The sequence below is a fragment of the Pseudohongiella sp. genome (assembly GCF_011050365.1).
GTDB lineage: Bacteria > Pseudomonadota > Gammaproteobacteria > Pseudomonadales > Pseudohongiellaceae > Pseudohongiella.
In genome coordinates, this window is sequence record NZ_DRFV01000007.1 from 51,003 (window position 1) to 72,468 (window position 21,466).

14 protein-coding genes are annotated in these 21,466 nt (G+C 58.1%); 2 read left to right on the forward strand and 12 right to left on the reverse strand.

Features of this window, described 5'->3' with window-relative positions; translation table 11 throughout:
* Positions 1 to 58: 58 nt before the first annotated feature.
* Positions 59 to 616: an adenylyl-sulfate kinase gene (cysC, locus tag ENH71_RS05310; RefSeq protein WP_317622335.1), complete on the reverse strand. Its 558-nt coding sequence runs from the start codon at positions 614 to 616 to the stop codon at positions 59 to 61.
* 359 nt (positions 617 to 975) lie between these two features.
* Between cysC and ENH71_RS05315 the strand changes: the two genes are divergently transcribed.
* A complete protein-coding gene (locus tag ENH71_RS05315) occupies positions 976 to 2,850 on the forward strand; it encodes a gamma-glutamyltransferase family protein (RefSeq protein ID WP_294130188.1) in 1,875 nt (624 codons plus the stop codon).
* 46 nt (positions 2,851 to 2,896) lie between these two features.
* On the opposite strand, the gene ENH71_RS05320 is transcribed toward ENH71_RS05315, so the two are convergent.
* The 7 genes from ENH71_RS05320 to ENH71_RS05350 form a co-directional block, all read right to left on the reverse strand.
* Positions 2,897 to 4,603: a cytochrome-c peroxidase gene (locus ENH71_RS05320; protein WP_294130187.1), complete on the reverse strand. Its 1,707-nt coding sequence runs from the start codon at positions 4,601 to 4,603 to the stop codon at positions 2,897 to 2,899.
* Complete coding sequence (locus ENH71_RS05325; RefSeq protein WP_294130186.1) at positions 4,578 to 5,201, reverse strand: methylamine dehydrogenase light chain; 624 nt, start codon at positions 5,199 to 5,201, stop codon at positions 4,578 to 4,580. The genes ENH71_RS05320 and ENH71_RS05325 overlap by 26 nt, the downstream gene beginning before the upstream one ends.
* The gene (mauD, locus tag ENH71_RS05330; RefSeq protein WP_294130183.1) at positions 5,198 to 5,821 is read right to left on the reverse strand and encodes a methylamine dehydrogenase accessory protein MauD; all 624 of its coding nucleotides are present in this window, start codon (positions 5,819 to 5,821) and stop codon (positions 5,198 to 5,200) included. The genes ENH71_RS05325 and mauD overlap by 4 nt, the downstream gene beginning before the upstream one ends.
* Positions 5,822 to 5,824: 3 nt before the next feature.
* Positions 5,825 to 6,352: a MauE/DoxX family redox-associated membrane protein gene (locus ENH71_RS05335; protein ID WP_294130180.1), complete on the reverse strand. Its 528-nt coding sequence runs from the start codon at positions 6,350 to 6,352 to the stop codon at positions 5,825 to 5,827.
* Positions 6,349 to 7,494 (reverse strand): amine dehydrogenase large subunit, encoded by a 1,146-nt coding sequence (locus tag ENH71_RS05340; protein WP_294130178.1) that lies wholly within the window; start codon positions 7,492 to 7,494, stop codon positions 6,349 to 6,351. Before ENH71_RS05340 ends, ENH71_RS05335 begins: the two co-directional genes overlap by 4 nt.
* A gap of 162 nt (positions 7,495 to 7,656) precedes the next feature.
* Entirely contained in the window at positions 7,657 to 9,459 is a 1,803-nt protein-coding gene (locus tag ENH71_RS05345) for a tetratricopeptide repeat-containing sulfotransferase family protein (RefSeq protein WP_294137612.1), read from the reverse strand.
* Positions 9,460 to 9,527: 68 nt separating this feature from the next.
* Positions 9,528 to 12,626, reverse strand: a complete 3,099-nt coding sequence (locus tag ENH71_RS05350) for a TonB-dependent receptor plug domain-containing protein (RefSeq protein ID WP_294130174.1) — start codon at positions 12,624 to 12,626, stop codon at positions 9,528 to 9,530.
* A gap of 479 nt (positions 12,627 to 13,105) precedes the next feature.
* Between ENH71_RS05350 and ENH71_RS05355 the strand changes: the two genes are divergently transcribed.
* On the forward strand, positions 13,106 to 14,152 hold the full coding sequence (locus ENH71_RS05355) for a T6SS phospholipase effector Tle1-like catalytic domain-containing protein (protein WP_294130172.1): 1,047 nt from the start codon (positions 13,106 to 13,108) through the stop codon (positions 14,150 to 14,152).
* A 5-nt stretch (positions 14,153 to 14,157) separates the two neighbouring features.
* Here the strand turns inward: ENH71_RS05355 and ENH71_RS05360 are convergent, their stop codons facing one another.
* From ENH71_RS05360 to ylqF, 4 genes are all read right to left on the reverse strand, one after another.
* Positions 14,158 to 14,301, reverse strand: coding sequence for a hypothetical protein (locus tag ENH71_RS05360; protein ID WP_294130170.1), 144 nt, complete (start codon positions 14,299 to 14,301; stop codon positions 14,158 to 14,160).
* Positions 14,302 to 14,650: 349 nt separating this feature from the next.
* Positions 14,651 to 17,584, reverse strand: a complete 2,934-nt coding sequence (locus ENH71_RS05365; RefSeq protein ID WP_294130169.1) for an insulinase family protein — start codon at positions 17,582 to 17,584, stop codon at positions 14,651 to 14,653.
* Positions 17,581 to 20,391 carry an RNA polymerase-associated protein RapA gene (gene rapA, locus ENH71_RS05370; RefSeq protein WP_294130166.1) on the reverse strand — a complete coding sequence of 937 codons (2,811 nt, stop codon included), beginning with the start codon at positions 20,389 to 20,391 and terminating at the stop codon, positions 17,581 to 17,583. Before rapA ends, ENH71_RS05365 begins: the two co-directional genes overlap by 4 nt.
* Positions 20,388 to 21,407 carry a ribosome biogenesis GTPase YlqF gene (gene ylqF / locus ENH71_RS05375; RefSeq protein ID WP_294130164.1) on the reverse strand — a complete coding sequence of 340 codons (1,020 nt, stop codon included), beginning with the start codon at positions 21,405 to 21,407 and terminating at the stop codon, positions 20,388 to 20,390. The genes rapA and ylqF overlap by 4 nt, the downstream gene beginning before the upstream one ends.
* Positions 21,408 to 21,466 lie beyond the last annotated feature (59 nt).

Sequence of the window (21,466 nt, forward strand, 5' to 3'; positions counted from 1 at the left end):
GAGGAGATACTTTTTATCTCCTCCGTCCCCTTTAACGCTTTTATCTCCTCCGTCCCCTTTAACGGTTCCCTTTAACGTTTAAGACCTGCATCACGCGGGCGGCGCTTTGCTGCGGTGTTTCGGTTTCTGTGTGTATCGTCAACGCGGGCGCCAGCGGCGGTTCGTAGGGAGAGTCAATGCCGGTGAAGTTTTTCAGCTCGCCGCTGCGCGCTTTTTTGTACAGGCCTTTGACGTCGCGCTGTTCGGCGACAGCCAGCGGCGTATCGAGATAGATCTCAATGAAGTGGTCATTGCCAATGCTGGTGCGCGCTGCGTCGCGTTCTGCCCTGAATGGTGATATTAGTGCCACGATGACGGTAAGACCGGCATCCCTCATCAGTTTTGCCACTTCGGCGACGCGGCGAATGTTCTCTGTCCGGTCGGCGTCAGAGAAACCCAGATCCTGGCTCAGGCCTTTGCGGACATTATCACCATCCAGGACAAAACAGGCTTGACCGGCAGCGCGCAGGTCTCGGGCCACCTGATCGGCCAGCGTGGTTTTGCCGGCACCGGACAGCCCTGTCAGCCAGAGTACGGTGGTAGTCTTTGTATTTTCAGTCGGTAAGGATCTGGCCATGAGTCTCGATAATACGTCGTTGACATGATGAATTAACAGGCAAGGCTTGTGCCAGTGCGGTGCCATGCCGGTGTCATAAAGGACCAGCCTGGACAATACCCGGGCGCAGCCGCTCAGTGTGTCAAAACGGTGCGCCAACGCTACCGGGAAGCACCAATAAGAAGCACCCAAAGTGGCATTGTTTCACGATCAAAATGCGTTCGATGTCAGATGTTTACGATGCTTCCAAAGTAAGTTGACAGCACACTGCAAATACTAATACTTTCGTGACTGAGGATTGATTTTGATGCAGCGCGATGTTTGTGATCTGGGTTCTCGTGGCTACATCGTTCATTCATGCAGGCACAGGAATCATAATAATGAAAAACGTTCGCTGCTATTTGCCATCCGGCATTGGTTCTATCGTGACAGGCCGTAAACTAAGCGCCCCAAGCGTAATTGCCCCTGTCGTACTGCTGGGTTTGCTGGCACTCCCGCTCAGCGTTCAGGCGCAATCCCCGAACGCTTTTGGCCAGCCCAGCGCTGATAATCCCAACCCGGCGGCATCGATTGCCGCCATGCCGGGCTCCCGTGCGCAGGGCTGGCGTGCACAGGGGCGATCCGAATTACTGGCGCGTCATGGCGTAGTGGCGACCAGTGACGCTCTGGCCTCGCATGCCGGGCTGGAAATACTGCAGCAAGGTGGCAACGCCATTGATGCTGCGGTGGCGGCTGCTGCCGCCCTGGATGTCACCTCGCAGAACGACACCACCATCGGCGGCGATCTGTTTGCGCTGGTCTGGGTGGCCAGCGAACAGAAGCTATACGCGCTGAACTCGGCTGGCCCGGCACCCTCGGGCTGGACGCTGGATTATTTCCGCAACACGCTGGGGCTGGAGAGCATGCCGTCGTCAGGCGTCAACTCGACCACGGTGCCGGGTGCCATTGCTGGCTACGACGCGTTGCTGTCGCGCTTTGGCACCATGGGCTTTGAGCAGACCCTGGCGCGGGCCGTGCAACTGGCCGAGGACGGTTGGGGGCAATCCGAGCGCCGCTACGATGATATCGCCAGTGTGCATGACAAACTGCTTAACGATGCCGATTCCGCGAGCACCTTTCTGGTGGACGGTGAGGTGCCGCCGTTGTACAGCATCATCCGTAACCCGGCGCTGGCCGATGCCCTCAGACTGATACAGCGCGATGGGGCAGATGCCTTCTACCGGGGGCCGATTGCTGAAGCGATTGTTGCCAAGGTCGAGGCCGCCGGTGGTGTCATGTCGATGGATGACCTGGCCGGATTCTCACCCGAGTGGGTGGAGCCAATTTCGACCAATTACCATGGTTACGATGTTCATCAACTGCCACCACCGGGCCAGGGTTTTGCCACGTTGCAGCTACTCAATATTCTGGAGGTCTGTGCCCCGGCGCACGATCTGTCGCTGGCTGATCTCGGACCCACCAATCCCGATTACTGGCACTTCATGGTTGAGGCCAAGAAGCTGGCGTATTCGGATCTGCAGGCTTACAACGCCGACCCCGATTTTGAAGATGTACCGGTGGCTCGCCTGCTGGAGAAATCCTATGCCGCGACGCTGTGTGACCGTATCGACATGAGCAAAGCGACACCGCCCTCGGTAACCGGTGGCCTGGATGGCGGCACCGTGTATCTGGCGACGGCAGATCGCTGGGGCAATATGGTGTCGTTGGTTCACAGCGGATTTTCGGTGTACGCCAGTGGCGTGACCGTGCCACCTTATGGCTTCGTTCTGCAAAATCGCGGTGCTGCCTTTTCACTGCAGGCGGGCCACCCGAATCAGGTGGCGCCGGGCAAGCGGCCTTTTCATACCATCATTGCCGGTTTTGTGACCCGCGACGGTGAACCCTTGCTGGCATTTGGCAACATGGGCGGCAGCATTCAGCCTGAGAGTCATGTGCAACATATCGTCAACATGATTGATCACGGCATGAATGTGCAGATGACCACGGACGCGGCACGATTTACCCATAGCCAGAACCGGAATCTGTTGTCGCTGGAACAGGAACTCTACAACCTGGTGGGCTCGGCGCTGGAAGCCAGAGGCCATGAGGTCAGGGCGGTGGATGGCAGCGCCGTAGGCGGGTATCAGGGCATCCTGTTCACCCGCGACCCTTCACTGCCGGCGCCGGTGTTCAGTGCGGACAGCATGCTGCCGATCAATGGTGTTTACCGGGCCGGATCGGATCACCGCAAGGACGGCCAGGCCCTGGGCTGGTAGCATTTAATGGGGACGGAGGAGATACTTTTTATCTCCTCCGTCCCCATTAGGGGAGCAGGTGCTCGTAGCGTTGATCAGTGAGCATGCGCAGGAAGGCGCTGAGCGCAGCCAGTTGGCGTTCGCTCAAGGGGAAGCCGACGCGCAGTTTGTCGGTGGCGACGCCGTCAGGGTTGTTTGCTTCAGTCCAGGGCTGACCGGTCTCGGGATTGATCTGGCCGCTGGCACCGGTTTCGTTGTAGTGGTTGTAGAAGCGCAACACGGTATCGAGTTCGCTGAAGACGCCATTGTGCATGTAGGGCGCCGTGACAGCGACATTGCGCAAGCTGGGTACTTTGAAGCGGGCGTTGATGTCACTGGGGTCAAAGCCGGCGGCGAGCGCAGGATTGGCGGCCAGCCCGGGATCGCGAAAGTCAGTGCCCATGCCATTCAGGGTGAGCAGGTCCTGATTGATCGGGGTGCCGATGTTTTCGTAACGGTGGTTACTGAACAGCTCATTGGTGGCATAGGCGGCTGTTGATGACTGATGGCAGGTCGCACAGTTTGTGAAACCGGGCGAGAAAAACAGGCCCATGCCGGCCATTTCCTGCGCGGTTGCGGTGATCTCGCCGCGCACGAAACGGTCGTAGCGCGAGTCATAGCTGTTAAAGGTATCACTGCGCAGGTAGGTGGCCAGGCTTTTCGCGATCAGGCCTGACATGTGCGCGGGTGATACTGCATCGCCAGTAACGTCGCCCAGGTAGGGCTGATATCGTTCACTGCCGGCGACACGTTCAACCAGTTCAGACAGATCCTGCAAGCCCATCTCCCTGGCATTCACAAACGGTGTCAGTACCTGGTTTTCCAGTGTCGGTTCACGTCCGTCCCAGAAAAAACCACCGCGGATAGTATCGGCCGCTTTAGCCGTAGCGGCGACGCGTGAGCGATTCTGGGCAGGTGGCGAGGTTTGTGTGGTGTCGTTCAGGGTAAAAGCGGGTGTGGCAGCGACGTAGGTCAGTGAAGGCGCATTGCGGTGGCCAGTGGAGCTGCCATCGGAGCCGATAGAGGCGCCGCTGCCGACGGTCATCGAGCGCTGGTCGGCAAAGGCGCGTCCCGGATCGTGACAGCTGGCACAGGCCTGATTGCCGAAGCGCGATAACGAGGTATCAAAAAAAAGGGCTTCACCAAATGCCAGTTGTTGCTCTGGTGTGAGCGTCGGTGGTGGTGTTGCTGAGGTGGCGACTGAAAGAGACGCCAGTTGCTCTGGCGCCTCCTGATCAGCAGGTTGTTGTGGTCCGACGAACGCCTGCGGCGCGGCGGTGGTTTGCGGGGCTGGCGACATTCCCGCGTCGGGGTTGTCCTTCAGCTCCAGCAATTGCTTGCGTACGGCATGCACATCATTCATGCGAATGCGGCGGTTCGCGGTGACTTCGGCTTCGCTGTAGAGCTCGGGTTCATCCGCTGCAGCAAAGGTACGCAACATCCAGTTCATGACTTCAGTCAGGTCGCCGTCACTTAACGGCGAGTGTGACGCACCGGGTACACGTACCAGGTAGGAGCGGCCTTCGGTAAAACTGGCAAAGTACCCGAGGTCTTCATTCAGGTCGGGTACGATATCACCCATGCCCGAGCCGTCTTCGATGTGGCAACCGCCACAGTGCAGCAGGTAGTTGAACTGCGGTGTTGCGGCGCTGGCCATCGCGGGTGCGAAGCACAGACACAGCAACATCAACAGTTTCATCAGCGGGCGATCAGGGCAGTGCGTTGTTGTCGCCATGACCAATCACCAGTGCCAGCGTACAATGGTATGCATGGCTGGTAGAACCAAAACACCACAGCACGTTGTTGGATTTAGACGGGAAGTAGACCGGACGATCGCCTTCAGAGCGCGAGCAGCCACAACCACCACAGCTACCTTTACCACAACAGTCGTTGTAGGAGATCAGGTAATTGCGGCCGTCTGTCGGGTTATGACAGGAGCCGACCCAGGCCACGGTAGCTGTCTGCGAACCGGGGGGGCAGGTTGTCAGTGAACCACCACAGCAGCTGCAGATAGAGCCGCTGAATGCACAGTAGCGCCAGTAATCACAGCTTTCGGTATCACCCATTTCCTGAATGTCTGCCACGCCATTGACCGGACCGGCATTGCCGGGCGGGGGAAACGGTGTCGCTGATGTCGATGGTGACGAGGCTGGCTGGGCTGATGCGCGTGACATGGGCAGCACGGGCAGGGCGCCCATACCGGCCATGAGCACACCAAAGCGGCCCAGGAATGAACGCCGGGAGGTACGAGCTGCCAGCATACGAATGGCACCGGTGGTGACCGAGTCCAGATCTTTTATCATTTGTGAAATCAGTTCTTGACGGGTACTCATGACGCCTGCTCCTCCAGATGACCTTTCTTGACCAGATAATCCTGAATTGAATCGTAGCCACTTTGCATAGCTGTAACCAGTGATTCCAGGTGTTCGCGGCTGTTAACCAGACCTTTGGAGCGCAGCGCGCCGCTCTCATCGATCAGCACGGCGTAGGGCAGTTTGCCTACTTCAAAGCGCATGCCCAGCTCCAGTGACACGATGTAAGGGTAATCCTGCAGGTTCATCTTCTCGATGTACTGCAGGTGGGTTTCAGCCTGTCCGCCATCACTGCCGAAGATCAGATCAACGTTGTCGCTCAGTGCCATGCTCTTGGCGGTTGGCACCAGCTCCTTGCAGATCGGGCATGAAGGTGACACAAACAGCAGCAGTTGCGCCTTGGCGGCGTTGATGCCGTTGCCGCTCGCACCAATGGCCACTGGCTTGCCGTGAATGTCAGGAATCGACATATTGGTGATTTTTTCGCCCAGCTTGGGCCCGGCCGTGGTCATCAGAGCACCAGCGGGTGCCAGTCGGGTGTGCAGAATGCCTATCTGTCGTGCCAGTGCGATAACGGCAAATATCAAAGCCAGTACCACGAGCGTCAGTAGAATTAATGTAGCTGCCAAAGCGTTGCTCATGGCTTACTCCTTATCGGTCAGTAAAGTGTGATTGCGGGATAACTGTTCGAACAATGTGTAGCTGAGCGAGCACGCTGCAACAAACAGCACAGCGAACAGCATGTCCAGTGCGTTGAGCGGTCGTGTTGCGACCGGCGCCAATAACAGCAGGGCACCGATTGCCAGCACGCAGTTACGCAGTACCAACAGGCCGGACAATGATTGTGGTGTGTCGCCACAGCCGCAATCGATCTGGGAACGTCCGCGGCTCAGGTTGATACCCATGGCCAGCGCATAGGTGGCCAGCAGGGTTGCTGCCAGCACTGCACCCACAGGACGGGTAGTGGCAAACAGCAGGCTTGCCGCAACTGCGATCTCCAGCCACGGCAACACGCGTGCCGCGGGGGATACCAGGGATTCAGGCAGAATGCGGTACGCCGCCAGCTGTGCTTCAAAACGACGGTGAGCACTAATTTTGTGCCGCGCCGCTAGCAGAAACAGCAATGCCAGGGAGGTGGCAATGACGATGGTAACCAGTGGATCAATCATCATTCCATTCCTTCATACAGTGCCTGCATGGTGCCGGAAACGTTTTCAACAGTGCGCAGCAGGCGGCCGGTGCGTGGGTCACGCACTTGCAAACCTTCGCTGGTGGCCAGCACCATCAATGGATCATCACCGGGGGTCAGCAGCACGCCGCGGGCAGTTACGTCTTCACCCAGTTCGATGCGAATGCCGCGGTTACCGGTCAGCATGTTGTAAACCCACACTTCGGTGCCGGCTTTCTCAAAGGTTTCCTGACCACCGCCTTCATGCATCAGTGTCGCCAGCAGCGCTTCGCCGTCATGGTAGGCGAAAGGCTGATAGCTGCCGATGCGCCAGTTGTCATCGGGCTTAGGCATCACGCCATTGACGTCAGCAACGCCATCTGACTCGGGATTGATGTCGAAGGATTCCGATACCTGAAGCGTATCGCCATTCAGGGAAACCTTGCGCAGCAGACCGTCAAAGGACATGAACATCCAGCCGTCGGCGGCAGGTACGGAGTAATCGTAGACCGGATCAGCGAATACGTCGAAGAACGACGTGCTCTGAATGCGACGGGTTTCCTGACCGGCGTTATTCAACTGAATGTATTGCGCGGTGCCGTCACCACACACAGAGATCCAGCCCTGTGCTTCCGGATAAATGCCCGAGCAGCTTGGCAGTGAGACTTCACCAATGAAGGTTTCACTTTCAATATCAACCAGGCTGACGGAGGTGGCAGGTGTAATGTTCCACACACCCGCGAAACGGTCATTGATCAGCCCCATCATGCCGGGGTGGCCGATACCGGCAGCACGCGCGGGAATTTCGACTTCGCTGATGGCGGTGGCAGAGGCGACATCATAAATCTGTACCACGTCGGTTCGGTCTCCCAGGCTGCCGCGGGAGTAGTAGCTGCCGTAGGCATACAGCAGGCCGGCGCTCATGCGGGGTGCCAGAGCGGGCGAGAATGAGGACACCAGAAGTGTGCCACCTATGACGCCTTCATCGGCATCAACCAGGAACACGGTGTCGCCGCGACGAACGGTTACCCAGTGTTGATCGAATCCTTCAATAACGCCGACTTCGCCGACGACGGTATCCCATTGTGCATTGACGATGCCTGTGGCCGCCAACGATGCGGCTAGTGCAAGAATACGTATTTTCATTGGTCACCCCATTGTCTGCCGAGTTCTGTTGCTGTGTTGTGTTGGAATTCCGAGTCTTGTTCCGCGTCAGTCTGCTTCATTTTTTTCTCGCTCTGTTGGGACATTTATTTCTGTTAAGCACTTTATGTGCACTACAACATGTCGCTTTTTCTGTGTCGGGCACTACATTGATGCGCCCGACGGTGTGAAACCCTGATTTTGCGTGGCATTACTGGTTTTCTTGTAGGGTATTGCAACATTAATGCCGTATCCATGGCTGTGCAGCGCATGACGTAACGGACTGAGTTGTTTGACGTAGTTCGCCGAGCGACCGCTGAAGCTGCTCGAGATTGGCTGCTGAACCTGAACTGCACTGAAAGTGGCGACCGCCCGTCTGGTTTTGTGTGGCGACAGGCAGGCAGCTTCAAACTCAAGGCCGGCGACGTCGAGCAACTGTCGGATGCAGGTCTCCTTATCACGCACCAGTGAGGCGTGATCAACAACATGGATCGACCCGGCATGGTGTGATTGCCACATCGCGATGATGCGGGCGTGAACTGCATAATAGTGACCAATGTCATCCAGCCGGTGCGCGCAGGGCCAGTCCTTGGAGAATTTGTGGCGATAGATGGAAAACCCGACATCCATGGCGTCGCGTTGGGTATAAATTATCGGGGAGTCAGGAAACAGCAGGCGGATCAGCCCGATTGAGCGGAAGTTCAGCGGCTGCTTGTCGACGATGTGGGCCTGGTCGGGACAGGAGGGCATGGCAGCAAGGTAGCGCTCTCGCCAGCCATTGGCCTGCTTGCGCACCAGGCTACGGGCGGCCTCGATGCCCTGGCCACGTGCCACCGCCATCAGCTCTTCGTGAATATCGTAAAGTGTCGGCAGTTCTCCCGCGCCGTGTACGCTGGAATGGGACGCCAGGATCGATTCGATCAATGTGGTGCCGGAGCGCGGCATGCCCAGCACAAAAATTGGTCGCGGATAATTCGTGGTGCTATGGTCCGTGGTGCAGTGCTCCGGCTCGACTGTCAAATCGCTGAATATCCCGGGCAGCAGTGCCAGTTCACTTTCAATCAGTGCGGGCTGGTAATTCATGCCTTCCTGTTGGGAAATTCTGCGGTTGATATCGTTGCCCTGATCCCAGGCTGCGAAAGCCTGATCAAATGCCTGAAGACGATCCAGCGCGTCGCCCAGCGTGAAACCCAGCATGACCCGGTACTCAGGATGCACGGAAGGGTCATCAAACAGTTGTCTGATGGCGGTCATCTCGGCATCGTCCAGCCTGCCTTCACGCAGGGTGCCCAGCTCCACATAGGCGGTGGCGAAGCCTGGTCGTGCGGCGATAGCGCGTCGGCAGTATGACTCAGCCGCCTGCAGTTCGCCGGTAAGGTGGTGTAGCCGACCCAGTGAATACAAAAGCTCTGCGGAGTCCGGCGCGATTTTCTGCGCAGCGCCAAGGAATTGATGTGCCTGCTCATAACGCTGCGCCGAGATACTGAGTCGCGCAGCGCCGATTAAGTGTGAGGGGTTGTCGGGATCCAACTCGAGCACTCGTGCATAGGCAGTAATGGCTTCGTTGAATCGCGACTCTTCAAAGTGGGCGCGTGACAATGCCTGCCAGGCCTCAGTGGAGGCAGGGTGTGCCTGCGTCCAGTTGTGTGCAATGTGTAACAGTTGTAACCAGTCCCGCTGTTCCGCTACCAGTGCGGCGGCGACCTGCCACGCCTGGTGGTGCTCAGGATTGACGTGCTGGGCGCGTGCCAGAACCTGCAGAGCATCCGTGCGTTGGCCGGCGCGTGCCAGCGTTCGGGCCAGCAGCAACAATGCCTGTGGATGGTCGGGGTGATGATTGAGAAGTGAGCTGAAGGCCGAGGCTGACTCTTCATAGTTGCCCGCCTGGTACAGAGCGGAGCCAAACATCAGACTGCTGTCGAGGTCGCCCGGGTTTCGGGCGACCTCGTCACGCAATCGTTGGATCACGTCGCTTGCTTTGAGTGCGTCTGGTCGCTGCATAGTATCTAGCATTGTACACTCGCCGCGTCTAACGTCTATCGAAAAGGATTAAGGCTGCTCAAACTCTGGAAATCAGCCGAGACTCCCAGGTAGGCAACACGTCCTCTGGGACCGACCGGCAGGTTCAGATAGCTGGGGTCAGGCTCCTGCTTGGTAAGGTTATTGACCCCACCGTACACTTCAAAACCATTGCTGAAGCTGTAGCTGCCCTGGATATCGTGTACCGTCACCGGGTCTGTTTTGAGGAAATCGGAAATATCCGGCTGGCGCTCAAGTTCCTCATCTTCAAAGATATTCAGCGCACTCTGGTAACGGAACCGGTAAGTCAGCGACAGCGGTCCGCGCAGCCAGTTGGCGCTCAGGTTAGCGACCCATTCAGGTGCCTGCTGCCCAAGCAGGGTGTCAACCATGCCTGCTTCCTCGATCTGCCTGGGTTCAACCGTGGGTTGTGTTTTCAGCGACTCAAGGTAGGTACCGTTCAGGGATAGCGAGAGCATACCCAGATTGTTCAGGTTAATGGGGTAGTTGACACTGAAGTCGACGCCGGATGTGTACAGGTTACTGACGTTGACCGGGCGTTGTTCCAGATCAACGATGACACCGACCAGCGCGCCTTCGGTTGAGCGACTGAAAAGATCGCAGAACGCGTTGTCTGTTGTGGGTTGGTCGTAACAGCGTTCGACGATTTCGTCGTCGCTGGGATAGAGCACACCCTGGGACATGTCGATCTCCCACCAGTCAACAGCAGCAACGAGGCCGGGCATCCAGGAGGGCGTATAGACCAGGCCCAGAGTCTGGGTGTTACTGGTTTCCTCTGCCAGGTTGGGGTTGCCGCCACGCACGCCTGGACGGCCCACGGGTGAGGAGGAGACAAATGTGTCCGGATTCAGCCCTAGTGCGCTGATCTCCGCACGGCAGTTGGCAACCGTGTTGGCGGTCTGGGCATTGAGGTTGGCTGCTTCGCAGACGTCTTCCGGTCGGAAAGAGGACTGGTTCTCCGGCTCGAACAGTTCGGCCAGGTTCGGCGCCCGTACAGATTCACCCAGCGATCCACGAACGATCACACTGTCGTTCAATGCCCAGTTCAGGCCAAAACTGTAGGCGGTGGTTTCGCCGATTGTTGACCAATCGGAATAACGGAATGCGCCATCTATCCGCAGGCTTTGCATGAAGGGGCCCAGATCCTGGAAGACCGGTACCGATACTTCGGTAAAGACCTCGGATACGTCATAGGACGAACTGCTGGGGCGGGTGAAATCCAGTGGTGTCAGGCCGTTGGGGTTGCTGCGCAGACGGTCGGGCGTGTTGGAGATTTTTTCCTCGCGGTATTCCCCACCCAGCACGAAGTCAACGGCACCGGCGGGCAAGGTAAGTCCAAGGCCGGAACTGTCGCCGGAGACGAAGGCGTTGAAGACTGTCTGCTCGGATTCACCTTTGCTTACGATGGGTGCGCCGGCATTGGTGATAAACGCCTGGGCGGCACCGTTGGGATCGTCAGCATTGATCTGCCCCGGCGAGAAGTAGTACTGCGTACCATCAATAAACGGGTTGAAGGGCACACATCCGCTGTTGGCGCCGGGCGTAAACGTCATATTGGCCGGGTCTCCCCAGACCCCCGGATTCCAGGGCGATACCACCGGGTCGTTGGGCGGAACGGCGCCCGGGTTCAGGTTGGAGCGGCAGGTGGCCTCGCCGGTGGCGGGGTCACGCACGGCATCCAGCGATGCGAAATAACGGTCCTCAAGGCGCTGGTTACTGAGCCTTGCGGTGACTTCGGTGATCCCGTAGTTGGCCGATGCTTCGTAGCGCAGCCAATCGGTAAGGTCACCCCTGAAGCCGGCTACCAGTCGGGTGGTATCCCGGGTATTGTCGTTCAGCGAGCGCATCTCGAGGTCGTCCCGTGCCAGGTTGATTGTTGGATCCTGGATGGTAGCGAGTACATCATTGAACGCATCTGGAATGAACGGGTTGTCAAGACTCAGCTCAAGTACGGTGGTGTACGAAGAGCTACGCGGGTTGACGGCGTCGGAGCGCACAAACTTGAATTCGGTGAAGGCAGTGTGGTTTTCATTCAGGTCGTAGCGTCCATTGACGTTGAATGAATGTGTTTCCAGTTCGGGAATCAGTGATGACGAGAAATAGGCTGTGGGTGTGCCATCGCCACCCAGATGAGCGAAGCCGGAGGTCTGCTGGCCCACTTCAAAGGGAGTGCCGTCGGCGGACAGAGCGATGGGGGACGGGTAGGTGAGCGTTTCTCCGGTCACTGTATTGAAACCTAGAATATCGTAGCGTCCATCGGGCGCCGTGTAGGTAAAGTTACGTGCGCCTGGCGGGGTAAGAGTTCGGTCTGGTACATTGGGATCGTCTGCCTGGCCGTATTCAGCCGGATTGTTTCTGAGATACTGTCTGCCGGTGATGCCGTACTCACGATCCTTGGTTTCCAGTCTTTCCTGCTTGCGATACTCATAGCTTGAGGTGACATTACCGCGACCGCCGTCAAAGTTGGTACCAAATACAAATGACGCAAAGAAGTCTTCAGCATCACCTTCGTCAGACATGCCGCCCTGAGTTCGCACCGCGACGCCTTCGAAGTCATCCTTGAGGACAAAGTTGACGGCGCCGGAGACCGCATCGGCACCATACACCGCAGACGCACCGCCGGTCAGCACGTCGACCCGCTCAATCAGTGCGACAGGAATAGTGTTGGTATCAACCAGTGGCTCACCGGTGGCGAGGGCGCTCACGTGACGCCTGCCGTTAACCAGTGTCAGGGTGCGGTTGTTGCCGAGGTTGCGCAGGTTCAGCGCGTTCACCCCGACCTGGGAACCACCGTCGGTGCCCTGTGTTTCGAATGAACCGGACGAACCCACGAGGGCGCCCACCTCACTAATGAAGTCTTCGATATTGGTGGCGCCTGATTGCTCGAGCTGCTCTGCTCCCAGAGACAAAACAGGCGCAGTAAAGTCACCTTCAAAACGGGTGATACGTGACCCGGTTACAACAACCTCTTCGAGCTGAGCTTGTTCTGCACCGTCCTGAGCGTAAAGCGCTGAGGTCATGGGGAACAGGGCAAATGATATTGCAGCCGAGAGTGCATTTATTTTGTGTGGACTGTTCTTGCTGTTGGCGCTCATGTTAACTCCTGATAAAAGCGATACGGTTGCGGGATGCGGGTCGGTGTTCGGTTTTTGTTTTATGTTCCATGGGTGCTCCGCATTTTCCGTGCCAAAGTTTCTGAATATTTTTGTGCCTACAAAAAGTGCATAAAAAGGCACCTAGCAGATACAGACAGAGAAAAACCAATAATTTGTTAAGCTTCTGTCATATAAAGCGAAAGCGGATTTATAAGATGATGGGTCAAAATGCGGCGAGCACCTTAAAAGCACCGCAATGACGCATATCTGACGTTGTGCACAACGCCTCCGCACTTTGCTGGTGCGACTGCTTTTAACGGGAAATGCGCCCCCGGCTGGTGCGGCCTGGATCAGAACAGTGCTGATCCGTGCCTTTTAAACGCGCTTAATGGGCGCTTAATGGGGACGGAGGGAATAAAAAATAACTCCTCCGTCCCCATTAGGATGGTCTATAACAGGAAGAAAAGGGGGGCGCTTTTGTGCGCAATATTGTGATTGGTGCCGATGGCACCTGGAACAAACCGGATCAGGTAGACCGGCAGCGGCAGGTACCGAGTAATGTGGTGAAGGCAGTGCGGTCGGTGCTGGGCAAATCGCCGCATATTGAGCAGTTGCGCTACTACGACACCGGGGTTGGGACTGCCGGTCTGTTTGACAAGCTGCGTGGCGGCATGGCGGGTAACGGACTGTTTGGCAATATGCGCAAGGCTTATGCCTGGTTATTGGCGCATTATCAGCCCGATGACCGGCTGTTTCTGTTTGGTTTTAGTCGGGGTGCGTTCACCGTGCGTAGCCTGGCTGGCATGTTGGCGGTGTGCGGTATCCCGCCGTGCCCGGGCGAGACGGCCGGGCAGACTCACAAGCAGGCCATGGCCATTGCCGATGAGGCCGCGCAGGTGTATCGCATCCACGACGCCGATGAGCGCAAGCAGGCGGGGCAGGCGTTTCGTGCGAAATACCGGTCGCTGCCCGGCGATGTGCATTTTCTGGGGGTCTGGGACACGGTCGGCGCCATGGGGCTGCCCACCAAAGGCCCTCTGGGCTGGCTGACCCGATCGCGGCACCGGTTTCATGATGTCTGTCTGGGCGACAATGTCCGGCACGCCTATCATGCGCTGGCTATCAACGAGCAGCGCGCTCCCTTTGAACCGTCACTGTGGTTGCCGCCGTGTCCGCCGCAATGTGAAACCGTCGAGCAGGTGTGGTTTGCCGGCGTGCATTCCAATGTCGGCGGTGGTTATGCCGATGCGGGTTTATCAGACCAGGCGCTGTTGTGGATGCTGGAAGCTGCCGGCCGGCATGGGTTGCAACTCGATCCGCATTACCTGAAGCGACGCATCGATGCCAACGCCTTCGGCGAACTGCGCGAGTCACTGTCGGTGATGTACAAAACGCCTCTCACCGGTATGCCGCGATTACGTGACATTGGTACCGGGGCGCTGGGGGAGGCTATCCATCCGAGTGTGTTCAGGCGCTGGCGGGCGCCTAGCCGGCCGGAGGATCCGCCGGCGAATGTGATGGGGTAAACAGCTCAGTGTTTGACCGGTTCGTCGCTCTCGGGCTTCTGCTCGCGTTCAATCCTGATTTCCGGTGCCGTTTTGCCGTTATCCTGCTCGCGCTGCTTCTTGATATCAGCCATTTTTTCTTTGACTAGTTCAACAAATTTATTCGACATGCTGTCACTCCTGATGGTTCTCGGAGGCCTGTGGTTAACGGGCCGTGCGCCATTCTAACGCTGGCGATGGCAAACACAAGGCCAAAAAAAAGCCCGGCGGTTTAGGCCGGGCTCAGAGTCATACTACTATCAAGGGAGAGATAAATGAAACAAAACCCACAATTTTGTCTGCAATCTACCTACACTTAATCAGACTTAATGTTTCGCGCGAAGTTCCCGAAACTTTAAAAAAATTTCTTAAAGTAGTTTCCAGCCTTGTTACATCCCTACTATTTAATGGGGACGGAGGAGATTTATTTAATGAGATTAATCTCCTCCGTCCCCATTTAAAGCCGCCCTTTAGGGGAGGTCAGAGGGCGTTGATTTTGAGGCCGAGTTTATCGGCAATGGCTTGCTGCTGGGTGTTGGAGACCACGCCGATGCTGGCGTTCTCGGGTTTCAGGTATTGTGCGCAGACGCGCTTGAGGTCGGCGACGGTGACCGCAAGCACGCGTTTGCGGAAGGCCATGCGGGCTTCGCGGGTGCGGCCGAACAGGGTGTTGTAGTAGTCCTGTTTGGCGGCGCCGGCCGGCGACACGGAGCGATCCATGCTGCTGATGACACCGAGAATGGCTTCTTCCACCAGCCGCTCGTGATGTTCTTCGTTCAGCACCCAGTCGATGGCGGCGTCAAAGTCCTGCAGCGTTTCTGCCAGCCGCGGGTCGCGGTAGGAGAAGAAACGGAACGAGGCGGAGCCGCCATCCTGATCGGCACTGGCGCCGTAGGCACCGCCTTGTTCACGAATGGCACGGTGCAGGAACGAGTTCCGCATAAAACCACCGAGCACTGATAAAGCGGCGTGATCGGGATGGCCGCCGGGCACTGTCGGATAGGCTTTGGCGCAGAAGTGTACCTGCGTGTTGGTGGTCCACAGCTCCCTGACGGTCTCGCGCGTCGGGGTGAGCTGCAGCGGTTCTGCCGTGGCTGACACCGCGGGTGCCTGGTTCCAGGCAGCCTCCAGCGTGTTTAGCAGGGTGTCGCGATGCTGTTCTTCGCCGATCAGCAGGAAGCGACGCGGTGCCACCATGATCTGCTCGTGGATACGCGACATCTTCGCCAGCAGGTCCGACATGAATTCGGGCTCCTGCAACTGACGTGTCATCGCCTTCAGGGTCTTGATGCCCTGCAGGCCGGAGAACTTGTGACTGAGGCGGGCAGTGGGGCTCATGCCGCTGGAAGCCAGGCTGACGGCCAGGCTGTGACCGCGACCGGTCACGCTGCTTTGTTGGCGCGCGGCGATCTGTTCCAGCAACTCACGGATGCGTTTGCTCTCATCAAAGCGCACATTGAAGAAGGTGTCATATAGCAGTTCGGTCATCTCCGCCTGTTTTGCGGTCAACGCCTTGCTCGACATCACGATGATGGCTTTGCTGAGCTGCTCGTCTTCGGCGCTCGCACGCACGCTGGCGTAACAGCTGATGCCGCCGCAGACGGCGGCCTGCCAGGCCTGCACGTCAGCATAACCCTTGTCGCCGACACCGAGCTCGGCCAGACAACTGGTGTACCACGGCAGCACCGCCAGCAGCTCTTCGTCCAGATTCGGCAGATCCACGATAACCTGCTGATAACTCAGGCCATTGGTGCCCTGGGCATACCAGCTCAAGGGGGCGCCGGCGCACTGCAGTTGTTCGGAATGGATGACCGGCAGCTCGGCCGGCACATCTTCCAGGCCAATCTTGGGCAGCACATCGGGGTCGTCTTCCTGCACCTGGCGCTTGGCCAGACGCTGGTTACGCTCAATAATGCGGGTCTTGTCGTCCTCGCTGAGGCTGGCTTTGATGGCCTGCAGGCGGGCGACTTCAGCTTCGGTTTCGCGCCGCGCAATCTCGGTATCCGGGGTCAGCGTCAGTACCACCTGATGCGGGTTGTTCAGGATCAGGTCGCGGATCAGCCCGGGAATGAAATCCGGGTTCTTGATGTCTTCACGCAGTTGCACCAGCACCGGCTCAATGTCCAGCAGCTTGATCGGATCGCCCCGGTGCACGGCCGTGGACAGGCCGGCCATCATCAATTGCAGGCCGTACGGGTAGCTGTCGCCGGCAATTTCACGCTGACTCAGCTCCAGCTGATGCAGGGCGGCCTGCACCTGATCTGGTTGCACGCCTTCATCGGCGACCCGTTTCAGGGTATCAAGCACCATCTGCTCAACCTGATTGGCGCTGTCCGGCGCACAGCCTTCCAGTCCGCACAGGAAACTCATCTCACGGTTGCTGTCTTCCAGGCCGCACAGCGGCGAAGGCGATTTGCCCAGATCAGTGGTTTCAAGCATATCCATGAGCGGGCTGGCACTGTTGTCCAACAGCACCGCACTCAGCAGCTGGGCCTTGAACAGGGCCTCCAGATCCGTACTTTTGCCCAGCAGCCAGGCCAGCACCACATGGGTCTTGTCTTCAACACCGTCGGCGGCATCCACCGAGTAGCTTTCCTGCACTCTGACGGGGGCCAGATAGCGTTTCTCGTCCTTGGCGCTAAGGTGGATGTCGAGCTTGTCAAAACGTTTCAGGGCCAGCGCCTCGAACTTCTCCTGATGCTCGTGCGCCGGGATGTCGCCGTAGGTCATGAAGATGGCGTTGCTGGGGTGATAGTGAGTCTGATAAAACTCTTTCAGATCGGCGTAGCTCAGATCCGGGATATGCGAGGGCTCGCCGCCACTGTTGTAATGGTAGGTTGAAGTCGGAAACAGATAGCTGCTCATGCTCTGCCACAGGCGCGAGGTGGCTGAGCTCATGGCGCCTTTCATTTCATTATAGACCACGCCTTTGTAGGTCAGATCGCTGTTGGCGTTGCCTTCTTCGGCAAAGGCCAGACGATGACCTTCCTGGGCAAAGTCCAGCTCATCAAGATTGGAGAAAAATACTGCATCCATATAGACTTGAAGCAGATTATAAAAGTCCTTTCTATTTTTGCTGGCAAACGGATAGGCCGTACAGTCGCTGCTGGTAAAGGCATTCATGAAGGTGTTGAGCGAGCGGCGGATCATCATGAAAAACGGATCGCGCACCGGGTAACGCTCACTGCCGCACAACGCGGTGTGCTCCAGAATATGGGCAACGCCGCTGGAGTCCATGGGCAGGGTGCGCAGGGCGACCAGAAACACGTTCTCCGGATTGTCGGCCGCCAGATGGTAATGGCGGGCCCCGGTTCGCTCATGTTCGAATTCGTGCATGTCCAGCTGCAGTGAGGGGATGCTCTGACTGCGCAGCCATTTGAACGCGGCGTGACTCCGGGTGGGCGCTTGACTCATGGTGTTTCCTGTTTTGGATTAAGGATCAGATGGACCGCGACCAGTTCGGCCTCGGCCTTGCCCAGGCACTGGTGCAGGGCCATGGTTTGTTCTTTCAGATAGTCTATCTCTTCCTGCCTGATATTGGGGTTGTTCTGTTTTAATGCAAGCAGGCGTTTGATCTCGCTGGTCTGGGTGGCGAGCATGCGTTTGCTGGCCTGGTCGATGGCGGCCTGGCACTGCTTCGCCGCCTGCAGGTTGGCATGTGTGAGCAGGCTCTGCAGGGTTTTCTGATGCTCCTGCATAAACTCGCGGGTGGCGGCCTTGTTGGGGTAGCGCAGGGCGTCAGCAAAGGTCTGTGGCAGCTTGACGGGCCCGGCTTCGTCCCGGTTGTTGAGGCCCACGGTCATGGTCAGGCTGGTCGCGGGCAGGTATTTTGCCAGTTGCAGATGCGCTGGTGCGCTGACCTTGACGCGATAAAGGCACTGCAGGATCAACGGTGATCGCGGCGCGGGCCAGCCTCTGTCTTCGATATAGACACTGGCGGCGGCCTTGCCCTGATGACTGTCGACGACAAGGTCCATGGCGCCGGTAATCATGGGGTGTTGCCAGCTCAGGAACACGCGGTCTTCGCGGCTGAGTGCCTGGCTGCGCTGGAAACAGGCCTCAAAACCTTCGTCGGGCAGGCCGGGGAACACCGGCAGCAGCATGTCTTCGCCGGGGATGATGCTGACGCTGTCATCGCTGTTCTGTTCGTAGAACACGCTGTAACTGTCCAGCACCTTGAGCAGCCAGTCAGCCGGGGAGTTGTCCTGCTCGAACTGACGGATACTGTCGACCAGCGTTTGCGCGCGTTCGGCGTTAAAGGAGTTCAGCTCCAGCAACTGGTCACGCCCCTGTTCCAGTTCCTGTTGCAGTTTTTCGTTCTGCTGCGCGGCATCGGCCAGAAAGTCATTGAAGGCTTTGCTGTCGGGCTCGGCGGCATCCAGGTGCGCCTGCAGCTGCGGCTGCAGGCTTTGGTAGAGTCGGTAGGCTGCGCGGGACACCTGCTCGAATGCGTTGAGCGCCTCGTGGTACCAGCGGAACAGCACGTGCTGGCGGCTGCCTTGCACATAGGGTACGTGGATTTCGATATCATGTTGCTGACCGATGCGGTCCAGGCGTCCGATGCGCTGCTCTAACAAATCGGGGTTGATGGGCAGGTCGAACAGCACCAGGTGGCGACAGAACTGGAAGTTGCGGCCTTCGCTGCCGATTTCCGAGCACACCAGAATGCGGGCCGCGGCATCATCTTCACTGGCGAAATAGGCCGCCGCGCGGTCGCGTTCGAGCAGGCTCATATGCCGGTGAAAGACGCTGCTGCGGATGCCGACGCGCAGACGCAGGTGTTTTTCCAGGGCAATGGCGAGCGCGTCGTGAGCACAGATTAACAATACCTTGCCGTCGTGATTTTCGTGCAGCCATTGCACCAGCCACTGAACCCGCGGATCGGCTTCCAGACCACCGTCGTTACTGTCGGCTGCGTCCGCAGCGGTTTGGGAAGCGCCTGCAGCGGTTTGAATAGCGCCCGCGGTGGTTTGGTTAGCGCCCGCGGCGGCCTGAGTAGAAACCGGCCAGGCGTTGAGCTTGCGCTTTGGAAACCCACTGAGGCCGCGACGGGTGTTGCGGAACAGAATACGACCGGTGCCGTGCTGATCCAGCAGTTCACGTACCTTTGCACTATCCTTGTCCAAATTACTGATTTTGCTGGCAACAGCCTGGTAATGCTGTTGCTCACTGACAAAACTGTCGTAGTCATTAAAGCGGGCCGGGTCGAGCAGGCGCAACAGGGCAAAATGGTTTTTGTGTCCCAGTTGTTCCGGCGTCGCGGTAAGCAATAGCAGGCCTTTGCTGGCGGCAGCCAGGCGACTGAGGGCCAGGTACGCGGGGTCGGAATCCTGTTCGGCGCCCAGCTCAACGTGGTGCGCTTCATCAACAATGGTCAGATCCCAGCCGGCGTTTTCGGCCTGCCCGATACGTTCGGGTTTGCCGGTGAACAGGGAGATCGGACACAGGGCCAGTTGTGTGCTGCTGAACGGATCACTTTCGCCGCTGTCAGTCAGTGCTTCGCAGCGTTCGGCATCGAGCACGGTGAAGTGCAGATTGAAGCGGCGCAGCATCTCCACCAGCCATTGATGCAGCAGGGGGTCGGGCACAATAATCAACACGCGTTGGCACAGGCCGCTGACCAGTTGCTGTTGCAGAATCAGGCCGGCTTCGATGGTTTTGCCCAGCCCGACTTCATCGGCGAGCATCACCCGTGGTGCATAACGTCGCGCAACTTCGTCGGCGATATAAAGCTGGTGCGGGATCAGTTCGGCGCGCGCGCTGGACAAGCCCATCAGGCCGCTGGCTTCGGCCTGGCCGAGCAGGGCCAGGCTTTGCTGTTTCAGCCGGAACCAGTGCGCCGGATCAAACTGGCCGGACATCAGTCGGTCAAGCGGCCGGTTCATACTGAGGTTGTCAGGCAGCAGTGCTTCGGGCAATGGCTTGATATCGCCTTCGGGCATTCTGATCTGATAATTGATGGTGCCGGCGGCGGTGCTATCGACTCCGGTAATCTCGACTTTGACCTCACCCAGCTGCAGTGGATCCCCCGCGTTCAGTACCAGACGGGTCAGGGGGGCGGCGTCGCGGGCGTAGCGGCGGCTTTCGTCAACGGCGCTGAAATCCAGAGTGACGGTGCGATGATCGGTTTCGGTGACCATGCCCAGGCCCAGATCAGGTTCGGTGTCGCTGATCCAGCGCTGACCGCGGGCAAATTCCTTGAGTTTGTTCGATTGGCTCATGTAGTCGGTGGTTCTTCTCTATCAGTGGATTCAGGGCTGTCTTTTGGCTCAGGGCTGTTGTCCCGCTCAGGGCTGTCTGTAGGCTCAAGGCTGTTGTCCCGCTCAGGGCTGTCTGTAGGCTCAAGGCTGTCATCCTGCTCAAGGCTGTTGTCCGGCTCAGGGCTGTCCGCTTTCACGGGATGGACAATAGGTGGCGGTGCCTGCTCCAGAGTCAGGCGGCCGAGGCGGCCTTCACGGTAATCGTGCAATAGAATCTCGGCTACCTTGTGCCAGTCGACCCCGCCGTAGCGGCCCCGGCAGCCGCGTTTGCCGGCCAGTTCGGTCATGAACTGTTCGGCGTCCTCGGGCAGGGTGTCCATGCCATAACGATGTTTTAATGAATCGGGGAAGTCGCGCAGCAGGAATTCGGCAGCGTAGAAGGCCACATCTTCGAACACAATGGCTGTGTTGCGAATGGCGCCGGCGCAGGCCAGACGATGGGCGGCATCCTGATCTTCCAGCTTGGGCCAGAGCACGCCGGGGGTATCAAACAGGTACCACAGCTCATTCAGCTTGATGCGCTGCTGAGCCTTGGTGACGGCCGGTTCATTGCCCGTTTTGGCGAGTTTGCGGCCGGCGATCTGGTTCATCAGCGTGGACTTGCCGACGTTGGGGATGCCGCAGATCACCGCGTTGTATTTACGCTGCTCCTGGCCCACCAGACGTTGACACTGCCAGAGCAGGTTTTCCACGCTCAGCAGTTGCTCCTTGCCATTGATCAGCGCGGCGCTGCCGGGTTTGCTGTTGAAGTAGTTGATCCAGGCGGCGGTGGCTTTGGGGTCGGCCAGATCGGCCTTGTTGAGCACGTGCACGCAGGGCTTGTGATGCTTGCTGCGCATGCTCTCCAGCATGGGGTTGGCGCTGGCGGCGGGCATGCGCGCGTCCAGCACCTCGATGACGACATCGATTTGCTGCATGAGTTTGGCCAACTCTTTGTTGGCCTTGAACATGTGTCCGGGGTACCAGTTTATCTTCATGTGCTTGCGTCCTTCATGGGCGCGCATCATAGCACGGCGCCGCACTTGCGACATCAGGA

What these genes read in the sequence shown, in the direction of transcription:
- ENH71_RS05325 (WP_294130186.1), bottom strand. Translation starts at nt 5,201, where the DNA reads ATGAGTACCCGTCAAGAACTGATTTCACAAATGATAAAAGATCTGGAC.
- ENH71_RS05315 (WP_294130188.1), top strand. Translation starts at nt 976, where the DNA reads ATGAAAAACGTTCGCTGCTATTTGCCATCCGGCATTGGTTCTATCGTG.
- ENH71_RS05335 (WP_294130180.1), bottom strand. Translation starts at nt 6,352, where the DNA reads ATGATGATTGATCCACTGGTTACCATCGTCATTGCCACCTCCCTGGCA.
- cysC (WP_317622335.1), bottom strand. Translation starts at nt 616, where the DNA reads ATGGCCAGATCCTTACCGACTGAAAATACAAAGACTACCACCGTACTC.
- rapA (WP_294130166.1), bottom strand. Translation starts at nt 20,391, where the DNA reads ATGAGCCAATCGAACAAACTCAAGGAATTTGCCCGCGGTCAGCGCTGG.
- ENH71_RS05365 (WP_294130169.1), bottom strand. Translation starts at nt 17,584, where the DNA reads ATGAGTCAAGCGCCCACCCGGAGTCACGCCGCGTTCAAATGGCTGCGC.
- ENH71_RS05340 (WP_294130178.1), bottom strand. Translation starts at nt 7,494, where the DNA reads ATGAAAATACGTATTCTTGCACTAGCCGCATCGTTGGCGGCCACAGGC.
- ylqF (WP_294130164.1), bottom strand. Translation starts at nt 21,407, where the DNA reads ATGAAGATAAACTGGTACCCCGGACACATGTTCAAGGCCAACAAAGAG.
- ENH71_RS05320 (WP_294130187.1), bottom strand. Translation starts at nt 4,603, where the DNA reads ATGGCGACAACAACGCACTGCCCTGATCGCCCGCTGATGAAACTGTTG.
- mauD (WP_294130183.1), bottom strand. Translation starts at nt 5,821, where the DNA reads ATGAGCAACGCTTTGGCAGCTACATTAATTCTACTGACGCTCGTGGTA.
- ENH71_RS05350 (WP_294130174.1), bottom strand. Translation starts at nt 12,626, where the DNA reads ATGAGCGCCAACAGCAAGAACAGTCCACACAAAATAAATGCACTCTCG.
- ENH71_RS05360 (WP_294130170.1), bottom strand. Translation starts at nt 14,301, where the DNA reads ATGTCGAATAAATTTGTTGAACTAGTCAAAGAAAAAATGGCTGATATC.